Source organism: Flavobacterium sp. WG21, assembly GCF_000335775.1.
Taxonomy (GTDB): Bacteria; Bacteroidota; Bacteroidia; order Flavobacteriales; family Flavobacteriaceae; genus Flavobacterium; species Flavobacterium tructae.
Genome location: NZ_AMYW01000007.1, coordinates 1 through 10,295 on the forward strand (window position 1 = coordinate 1; position 10,295 = coordinate 10,295).

At 33.4% G+C, this 10,295-nt stretch carries 10 protein-coding genes; 9 read left to right on the top strand and 1 reads right to left on the bottom strand.

Annotated features, from left to right (window positions below):
• Positions 1–589: 589 nt before the first annotated feature.
• Positions 590–1,609 carry a hypothetical protein gene (locus C245_RS0107370; protein ID WP_017495946.1) on the bottom strand — a complete coding sequence of 340 codons (1,020 nt, stop codon included), beginning with the start codon at positions 1,607–1,609 and terminating at the stop codon, positions 590–592.
• 200 nt (positions 1,610–1,809) lie between these two features.
• Here C245_RS0107370 and C245_RS0107375 point away from each other — a divergent pair, with 200 nt between their 5' ends.
• The 9 genes from C245_RS0107375 (at position 1,810) to C245_RS0107415 (ending at position 10,063) form a co-directional block, all read left to right on the top strand.
• The gene (locus tag C245_RS0107375; RefSeq protein WP_017495947.1) at positions 1,810–2,325 is read left to right on the top strand and encodes an RNA polymerase sigma factor; all 516 of its coding nucleotides are present in this window, start codon (positions 1,810–1,812) and stop codon (positions 2,323–2,325) included.
• Positions 2,326–2,375: 50 nt separating this feature from the next.
• Positions 2,376–3,275, top strand: a complete 900-nt coding sequence (locus C245_RS0107380; RefSeq protein WP_017495948.1) for a FecR family protein — start codon at positions 2,376–2,378, stop codon at positions 3,273–3,275.
• Positions 3,276–3,302: 27 nt separating this feature from the next.
• Positions 3,303–5,810 (top strand): TonB-dependent receptor, encoded by a 2,508-nt coding sequence (locus tag C245_RS0107385; RefSeq protein WP_232424341.1) that lies wholly within the window; start codon positions 3,303–3,305, stop codon positions 5,808–5,810.
• Between the two features lie 311 nt (positions 5,811–6,121).
• Positions 6,122–6,997, top strand: a complete 876-nt coding sequence (locus C245_RS0107390; protein ID WP_017495950.1) for a hypothetical protein — start codon at positions 6,122–6,124, stop codon at positions 6,995–6,997.
• Between the two features lie 273 nt (positions 6,998–7,270).
• On the top strand, positions 7,271–7,666 hold the full coding sequence (locus C245_RS0107395; RefSeq protein WP_017495951.1) for a hypothetical protein: 396 nt from the start codon (positions 7,271–7,273) through the stop codon (positions 7,664–7,666).
• A gap of 17 nt (positions 7,667–7,683) precedes the next feature.
• On the top strand, positions 7,684–8,526 hold the full coding sequence (locus tag C245_RS0107400; protein ID WP_017495952.1) for a DUF5777 family beta-barrel protein: 843 nt from the start codon (positions 7,684–7,686) through the stop codon (positions 8,524–8,526).
• Positions 8,527–8,546: 20 nt separating this feature from the next.
• Entirely contained in the window at positions 8,547–8,942 is a 396-nt protein-coding gene (locus C245_RS0107405; protein ID WP_017495953.1) for a hypothetical protein, read from the top strand.
• 5 nt (positions 8,943–8,947) lie between these two features.
• The gene (locus tag C245_RS0107410) at positions 8,948–9,502 is read left to right on the top strand and encodes a YceI family protein (RefSeq protein ID WP_026109932.1); all 555 of its coding nucleotides are present in this window, start codon (positions 8,948–8,950) and stop codon (positions 9,500–9,502) included.
• 162 nt (positions 9,503–9,664) lie between these two features.
• Positions 9,665–10,063: a hypothetical protein gene (locus tag C245_RS0107415; protein WP_017495955.1), complete on the top strand. Its 399-nt coding sequence runs from the start codon at positions 9,665–9,667 to the stop codon at positions 10,061–10,063.
• Positions 10,064–10,295 lie beyond the last annotated feature (232 nt).

Genomic DNA, 10,295 nt, shown 5'->3' on the forward strand with positions numbered 1-10,295 from the left:
AAACTTATTTTTAATCTTTTTCGAAACTTTATCTTAACACCCTGATAACACCTCTTTTACAAATTAAACTTTTTTCAGGTTTGAAAGGTTTTTCTTCATTCAAATGAAACTATTAGATACAAAGCCCCGTTTTTACTGGTTTCTTTTTAATCTCGCAAAGACGCAAAGGCGCGAAGTTTTTGTTTTTCTTGTCTTATTTCCTTTGAAAACCCATCCCCTAGCCCCGATAGTAGTGGAAATCCTTTTGATTTTTCCTTTAAAAAGCAAAAGATTGCAGCGGATAGCGGGATAAAGCTTCGACTTCGCTCAGCTGGACAGAAAAACTACTCTTATATTATAGTATAGAATCTCAAATACCAAGCTTCGACTTCGCTCAGCCGGACAGAAACTACTTTTCTTGCATTTTCGCTCAGCTGGGCAGAAGCATTCCTTATATATAGGTCGTAAAAACAAACCCGACAGGTTTTGAAAACCTGTCGGGTTGTATACTATATATATGTAGGTATTTAATTTAAACTATCAATAACTTCTTTTGTAATACGAGTATATGCGATTGTCTGGTTGATACGAAAACATTGTTCTTCAAGTATCATTGTTTTTGTAAATAAAGATAATCTGTAGTAGTAGTGATATCACGTAATCGAATTTGAGAATTATTAAACTCAAACAACTTCCAGTTTCGATTCAATTTACTTAGCGGTTCTGAATTAAACTCTATTTTAACTTCTTTAACCCCATTCTGCAAAGTACTTTCCCATTGACCAGTTTGTGAGGTCGCTCCTTTTGTAGCCACTACAGATTTGTCACTTTTAAAAACAAGAGAATAACCTATATAAGTGGACGTCTTTTCTGAGTCATCAAAAAAATAAGGTATCTCCCAAGTTCCCTTTGTTATAGTTTGCGGAAAATCAAGTGTCACAATATTATTTTCAGGACAATTGTCAATTGCATATTTTATTGCATTTTCAAACTCTAAATTATTAGAGATTGACTTTGTCTGATTATTATAATCTGCTATCGAAATTGGATATTTTAATGAAATATACTGACTACTATTCAAATTTTTTATAAAATTAAAGAAGGTCTGATCACTAACAATCGAAACAGAACTTGCTATTTGATTTGCACTGTTATAGATATTAATCGTTATAGGGTAGTTTATCTTTAGTCCATTAATTTTAGACAACAAATCTGGATAAAGATTCCAGTAGTCGATTAAAGCTTTAAAGTCAGATTCAGTTGGAATATTTTTTTCAATATAATTATAATACACCATCATTACAGGAAAATCAATTTTTACAATATCATCATCGTATGTATTTGCATTTATATTGTCCGTAACTTTTTTATAATCGGCAGTAGAATTTATAGCAATTTTTACATTGTTAACTGTAACGGTATACGGCAGCCTAATGGTACAATAACTAGATCCGTCGATCACATTATCCTGCACGGTTTGAACCATTGCAACCCTTTGCAGATAAGTAGTAAGCGGCGAAACATTTGTGACTGTTCCTTGTGCCGTATCGTTTTTCTCGTCTGTTTCGCTTTGACAAGAAAGTAAAAGCAAGAAAGCCACTATTGATAAATATTTTTTTAAAGGGAACATATTTATATTTTTACAAAGGTAACAAAATTAAAGAAACTGTTTTTTTTTAATAACTCCTCTTCAAGGACTCACATTTTTACCTAAAACACTAACTATCAACAAAAAACAACATTTCCTATTTATATAAAACAATCAGCTTCGCTTTTACCCTACTTAAACCAAAAACAAATACTTTTGCAAGGTAACAACTGAAAAACGAAATGCTACAAAAAGACCAATCCAATACTTGCGACGAAATAATCTTTTCGACTTTTTTTAAAAGTCAGGTAAAAGCACTTCGTAATTTTCTTTTTTACAAATTTGGCAATATCAATCAGGCGGAAGATTTAGCCCAGGAGGCATTTATAAAACTTTGGCAAAACTGTGCTTCAGTACCTTTGGAAAAAGCAAAATCATATCTTTATACTATTGCAAATAACAGTAGTCTCAATGCAATTGCACATCAAAAAGTTGTTTTGAGGTATGAGAAAAACTTCACCGGCTTAGATAAAACAAATGAAAATCCGGAATATATTCTGGAGGAGAAACAATTTCAAGCCAAACTTTTGAAAGCCATCGAAAATTTAAACGAAAAACAACGTATCGCTTTTCTGATGCATCGAATTGACGGAAAAAAATACAGTGAAATTGCCATAGCGTTAAATATTAGCGTAAAGGCAGTTGAAAAACGCATACATCTTGCTTTACTGAGTTTACGCAAAGAAATTGATTTATAGAAGTAGGGTAAATTTAGATTCAATTGTTTTAACAACATAATACCAGTATAATGAAAAAAAATCGCTTATTAGCAAAATGGCTTAACAATGATTTATCTCAGGATGAATTAGCTGAATTTGAAGCAAGTCCCGATTTTGAAAAATACCAAAAAATAAAGAATTATACTGCTCACTTAGAAGTAGGTGATTTGGATGAAAATGCCATGTTATCTAACATCCTGAATCAGAAAACGGGAACTCCAAAAGCAATTCCCTTACACAAAAACTGGATGTTTCGAGCTGCCGCGGTCTTTGTGTTGGCACTCGGAATTACGCTTGTTATGAAACTTCTGATTCCTCAGACTCAAATCGCAAATTTTGGAGAGAAAACCACGTTTTCCTTACCTGATAATTCTGAAGTGGTCCTAAACTCAGGTTCTGAAATAAGTTACAAAAAATGGAATTGGGCCAACAACAGGCACCTTGAATTAAAGGGAGAGGCTTATTTTAAGGTTGCCAAAGGTCAACGTTTTGAAGTACAGACCAGTCTGGGAAAAGTATCCGTTTTAGGAACTCAATTTAATGTTAAGGTGAGAAAAAACAAGTTTGATGTCGTTTGTTATGAAGGACGTGTAAGAGTGAATTATGCAAACACTCAAATTGTGTTAACTCACGGACAAAGCGTTAATTTTGAAAATGGCAAACAGGTAAACACCACTATAAACTCGTTAAAACCCGAATGGATTGACAATCAAATATATTTCTACCAAGAAAACATTAGAACGATACTAGACGAAGTCGAAAGACAATACAACATTACAATCGAACTAAACACAAAAGATACTACCTCTCTATTTACCGGAAAATTACCCGCTAAGGATTTAAATACAGCGATACAAATTATTAGTACAACCTATCATTTAGAGGCCAAAAAAGTCTCCAAAAATAAGATAATATTTGACGAGAAATAAATGTCATTCTCCAAACGGTTTCATTTTTTGTTTTTTATATTTTTTCTTGTCCTGAATGTTTGCTCTCAAGATAAGGGGAAAGTTGTACCTTTTAAAAAAATTATAGCAGCTATTGAAAAACAACATAATGTAAGTTTTAATTATACAGAAGATAATATTACCAATCTACAAATATCTCCTCCTAAAAAATCACTTACTTTAGATCAGAAGCTACAATATCTTACAGAAAAAACCAATCTGTCATTTGAAAATATTGAAAACCAATTCATTAATATTTATAAAAATGATAGTGAATCACAAATGATCTGTGGTTATGTTTTCTCTAATGACTATAAAAAACCTATTGAAAACGCTAATGTTAATCTGCTTAACAAAACTCAAGTCACAACCAATTCCAATGGCTATTTTGAGTTTAGAAAAGATAGTAAAAACACCCTTTTGATCAGTCATGTTGGCTTTATCACCAAAAAAATTGTAGTTAATAATTCGTCTTCCAAAAATTGCCTGCAAATAACATTAGAGTCTGAAATAACGGAGCTTCAGGAAATTAAAGCCAATGCTATTTTGGCTTCAGGGATTTCAAAAAGCCCGGATGGATCTTTTGAGATTAAACCTAAGAAATTTGGTATTCTACCGGGACTTATAGAACCTGATGCTTTGCAAACCATGCAACAAATTCCTGGTGTCAACAGTCTTGATGAAAGTGTTTCCAGCATCAACGTACGTGGTGGCACTCACGATCAGAATTTATTTTTATGGAATGGAATACGGATGTTCCAAACCGGACATTTTTTTGGTTTAATATCTGTTTTTAATCCCAATTTGGCACATACCATTTCCATTTACAAAAATGGGAGCTCTGCATTTTACGGTGAGAGCGTGTCTAGCGTAGTAGCCATTTCTTCTACTCCTGAAACATCTGAAAAGAATACTTTTAGTGCCGGAATCAATATGATAAACGCTGACATTTATGCCAAGTACAATCTTTGCAAAAAGAGTTCTATCGAAATTTCAGCACGTAAATCGATTACCGATTTTGTAGAAACCCCAACCTATAAGGAATATTTTAATAAAGTATTTCAAAACACTACCATCACCGACTTTTCAGAAAAACAAAATATAAATTATCGCAGTGATAAAAAATTTGACTTTTATGATGCTACCTTAAAATATGCACGCAAAATAGGCGCTAAAGATCAAATTATCCTCGATTTAATCACGATTAAAGATAATCTGGAAGTTTTTCAAAGCGCCACCGTATACGACATAAATAAATCGGAAAACAATGTTTTGCGTCAACAAAATTATGGTGGAAATTTGTCATGGAAAAGAAACTGGAACAACTTTAATACAACCAAAATTAATGTCTACAATTCGGCTTATGAACTTTTGGCCGACCAAAAAACTACTTTTGGAGATCAAATCGTGATTCAGGAGAACACGGTTAATAATAATGGAATTAATATGGAAAACCACCATATTATCAGCTCTAAATTTAGTTTAAGCAATGGCTATCAGTTCAATGAAATTGGCATTACTAATTTAGAACGAGTAACTAATCCTGATTTTTATCGTAAAGTAAAAGATGTACTAAAAACTCATGCTCTAATCTTAGAAGGAAAATACAACGACACACTTTCCCGAATCTATTTTAAAGCAGGAACTCGTATTAATTATATTGAAAAATTTAAAAAATACAATATCGAACCTCGCGTTCAATTTAATTATGGCATCAACAAAAGTTTAAATTTAGAATTGCTGGCTGAGTTAAAAAGCCAAAATTCACAGCAAATTATTGATTTACAAAAAGATTATTTCGGCATTGAAAAAAGGCGCTGGATCGTGTCTAATAATACAACCATTCCCATTCAAAGGAGCAAACAAATATCTTTAAACTTATTTTACAAAAAGAACAACTGGCTACTGGATATAGAAAATTTTTATAAAAAAGTATCCGGAATCATAACATCCAGTCAGGGCTTTCAAAACCAATTAGAATTTGTCAGAATGACTGGCGACTATGAAGTTCTGGGAACAGAAATGTTGATTCAGAAAAAAATGAACCACTTTCTCACCTGGTTGAGCTATACCTACAACCATAACAATTACTATTTCTTTAATTTTGAACCTCCAAGTTTTCCCAACAATTTTGAGGTAATGCATACGGTGTCGTGGGCAGGAATTTATGAAAAGAACAATTTCAAAATAGCTCTGGGTACAAAATGGTCTTCCGGCAGACCAAAAACCTCGCCTGATTTTTCGCAAATTAATCTCTCAGATCCTGTATTGGTGTACAACAAACCAAACAATACCAATGTACATATTTTTTCACAAGTCAACATTTCCTCTACTTACAAATGGGAAACCGCAAATGGAATTCAATACAAACTTGGTTTGTCTATTTTGAATATCCTAAACAGAAAAAATGAAATCAGTGAATATTACAGAGTAAGTTCTTTAACCAATTCTATAGAAGAAGTTGAAACTTTCTCGCTGCAAAGAACTCCAAACATGAGTTTTAGAGTTTCATTTTAGCCTTATTCTACAAGGTTTACCTAAAATTACTTTTCTTTTTTTTAATAAAACAACAATTCTTTGGTAGGGTAACCTTTATCAAAGCTGTTTTACTATTGAATCTTATCCAAATAAAAAGTGACTTTAGTAAACAACTTCATCCAATACCCTTTAGCGTATTTTTTCTATGACAGTTCATAGACCTCGAATTCATCGCACGAATTACCGATCAAAAGCAAGTACCTCTTGCTGATATCTAGACATTATAATAAAACACTTTACTAAATAGGTAAAGCACATTTCCCACTTCACATAACCTAAATTAAAAAACCATGAAATCAAAACCATTTAAACTAGCTTTTACTGCTCTTGTGGCCATCCTATTTCTTACTGGCTGTAGCAATGACAAGGATAACACTACCGTTACTCCGGAAGCAAAAAAAGAAATTGCACTTTCAACAAGTACCACATTAGGTTCTTATCTTTCTGATAAAGATGGAAAATCTTTATATTTTTTCGCAACAGACGCAAAGGGTCAAGCCTCATGTACAGGCGGATGCGAAGCTGTTTGGCCTCCATTTTATGTAGATAATTTAACTGCTGAAAAATTAAGTAGCGGATTAACACTCACTGATTTTGCTACCATAACTACCACATCAGGTAAAAAACAGCTGACCTACAAAGGATGGCCATTGTATTACTATGCGCCAAGTATAAACGGAACTAATACACCGGAAACTGCCGGACAAACAACAGGAGATGGTGTTGGCGGTGTTTGGTTTATAGCAAAACCAGACTATTCGATTATGTTAGTCAGAAGTCAGCTTCTTGGACATGACGGCAAAAACTACAAATCTGATTACACTGTCGGCGATGGTCTGACCACCTACTTTACAGATGCAAAAGGACTGACACTGTATACTTTTAAGAATGATAATTTCAAGAAAAACAATTTTACAAAAGCAGATTTTTCAAACAATGCCGTTTGGCCTATCTATGAAACAGACAAAATAGTTATTCCTTCTACTCTTGACAAATCTAAATTTTCTGTTATTACGGTATTTGGTAAATCTCAATTGGTTTACAATGGCTGGCCTTTGTATTATTTTGGACAAGATGCCAACGTAAGAGGTGCCAATAAAGGAATTAGTTTTCCGAGTCCTGCTGTTTGGCCAGTACCCGTAAAAGATTCTCCACTGGCAATCTAAAGAGCATAACATTTCTCTCCAATTCATTTATACACTCCCTTAACCTACTATTATTCAAGTTAGTTCTACTTTCAGTTGGGCTAACTTGAATTTTCATCTGTTTTCCAACCTTACAACAACTAAAGAACCCAGACCTTAAGACCTCATCCTCACTCTATTAACAACAGAATTTTAATAAATCTCGTACTTTTTTTGAAAAATATCACTTTTTAAGTAGGGTAATCCGCATTAAAGCTGTTTTACTATTGAACCCTATCAAAAAAAGAATAAAAAATGAACAGAAAAAGAATCGCATTTGCAATTGCAGCCTCGTTAGTATTGATTTCGACAGGCCTCTATTTTTATTACGGTTTTCTCTTTAAGGAAGCACGCAATATAGAATCTGAAATACCTGAGTTTAGCATAACAACAACAAAATTGCTTGATGATTATAACTCAAATACAGAAAAAGCAGATTCATTATATCTCAATAAAACGATAGAAATAACCGGCAAAGTAACCAAAGAAACCGATTCTGTTGTAATACTTGAAAACAACATTTTTTGCTTGTTTACCAAAAAAGCAAAAGACAAATTACTGAACAACAAAGTAACCGTTAAAGGCAAATGCATTGGTTTTGATGAATTGTTTCAAGAAGTCAAACTAGACCAGTGCACCATTAATCAATAAAATCAATTAATCAATTTATGAAAAAAATTTTAGTCCCAATCTGCTTTTTCCTGGCTACTATAGCTTATTCGCAAGATGATTTACTAAACAGCCTTGACTCTACTCAGGTACAGGAAAACTTTCCTACAGCAACTTTTAAAGCCTTACAACTGGTCACCTTGCAGACCACAAAAATGCCTGCAAAAAAAGAATTCTATTTTGTAGTCTCTCATCGTTTTGGCAGTGTTAAAGATGGTTTTGACAGTTTTTTTGGCCTTGATAATGCCACTACAAAACTTGGCGGTATTTATGGTGTTACAGATTGGCTATCCGTAAGCCTGTCCAGACATACTTTAAACAAACTGTATGAAACAGGAGCAAAATACCGAATGATAAGACAAAGTAATAGCTTTCCCGTAGACATTGTTGGTTACAGTGTTGCGGATATCAATACATTTCTGGAAAAAGATCAATATCCTGGTTTAGAATTTAAGCATCGCATAACTTTTGTGCAACAATTACTAATATCCAGAAAAGTCAATGAAAAACTATCATTAGAACTAGTACCCTCATTTGTGCATAGAAATCTTTACAATCCGGACTTAGAGAGAGACAACCAATTTTCTTTTGGCGGTGGCGGACGTTATAAAATCACCAAGAGATTATCTGTCAATTTAGAATACATGCACAACTTTAATAAACCTAATTTTTATGAAAACCCACTGTCCGTTGGTCTCGATGTCGAAACCGGAGGGCATGTATTTCAATTAATTTTCACCAATTCACAAGCTATGAGTGAAAGCGGATACCTTACCAATGCCGCCGGAAACTGGGGGAAAGGAGATTTCTTTTTCGGATTTAACTTATACAGAGTATTTTAATAACTACAAACAAGCAAACCATGAAAAAAACATTAGCATTTACAATTTTAGCAGCTTCACTAACACTTACAAGCTGTAGTGATTCTGATACTTACAAAGACATAGAAACTCCTCCGGTTACAGACAATCCTACTCCGGGACCCGAAACACCAACCACTGCAATTAGTTATTCTAAAAATGTAAAAGCAATTATTGATGCCAATTGTGTAGGCTGTCATCAAAACGGAAGATCCGCTGGTTTCAGACCATTGACCACTTATGCCGAGGTAAAAACAGCCACTGAAGGTGCCGGTTTACTGAACCGAATTCAACTACAAAATGGTCAGCAAGGAATTATGCCTCAGGCAGGAAGAATGTCTCAGGCCAATATCGATTTGATTGTGAAATGGAATACAGACGGACTAAAAGAAAACTAATTATTATGAAAAAATCGTTTCTTAATTTCTTTGCAGTGCTCTTACTCATTTTGATACATACCAATGGACATGCACAAAAAGTAATCACAAAAACAGGCACTATAAAATTTCAGGCTACTGTGCCTTCCTATGAAGAAGTTGCTGCTGAAAACAAAAGTGTGTCTGCAATTTTGGATCAATCTACAGGAGATTTCGCAGCTCTGGCTCTGATAAAAGGTTTCCGATTTAAGGTTGCTTTAATGGAGGAACATTTCAACGAAAATTATATGGAGTCTGAAAAGTTTTCAAAAGCAACTTTAAAAGGCAAATTAGAAGATTTTGATATTTCTAAAATTACCAATACCCCTAAAAATTTCACTCTAAAAGGCGATCTTACCATTCATGGAAAAACAAAACCTATTATAGTAAACGTCAAAATATCCAAGGCAGCCAACGGTTTTAGTACCATAGGTTCATTTGAAGTCAAACCTGAAGATTTTGATATCGAAATACCAAGTCTTGTCAGAAAGAAAATTGCTGACAAAATTAAGATTAGTTACAATTTTCTGTTAGTTAAATAATCCATTTTTAAAAATAAGGCTTAATTGGTAAGTAGAATTTACCAATTTAACATTTACTAACCTAATAACTTTTGCTTTAAAAGATTATTAAATATGACTATTGATTAGAGGTCAGTTTCATACTTAGCTGGCCTCTTCTTCTATTAACCTAAAAAATTTCAAATGATCTGCAAAAATTATATTGTTACAGGCGAGGACGTAAACGATCTCATGGTCATGGAGAAGACCGCATACAACTCCTATACACTACGATTACTATACCATTTTTTATTTCAAAATGGATTTTCAAGAGAAAAGCTAAATTCTTTACAACTCGATTTACAAGAAGGGAAATATGCGCTGGTCTGTCATAAAAACCTAATGTTTACGGAACATTTTTTTGTTGAGATGAAATATTGCTTAATGAATGACAAAATCAATATTAAAAGTTGCTTTTTTAATTCCAAAAACGAATGCTGCGCTGAACTCATTAAAGAAGTAGAATGGTTTGATTCTATTCGTAAAGAAGTCATCACTGCACCTAAGAAAATTCTAAAGCATTTTAATGCGAGTAACCCGTAAAATTTCGGAATCCACAAAGATCCGACTCATTACCTCTTTTTCAAAATAGCTTAAACGTAGCCCTACAACTAATAGAAAGGCTTTAATAAAACTCACTTGCTCTGAAAAATATCATATTAAAACAAGATAAGATTTTGGGCGCAGGCTTTCGCCCTTACAGGACATGAACAATCATCATCATTATTAATGACATTTCATCAAAATCGATCAAGTTACTTACATTGATTAAATC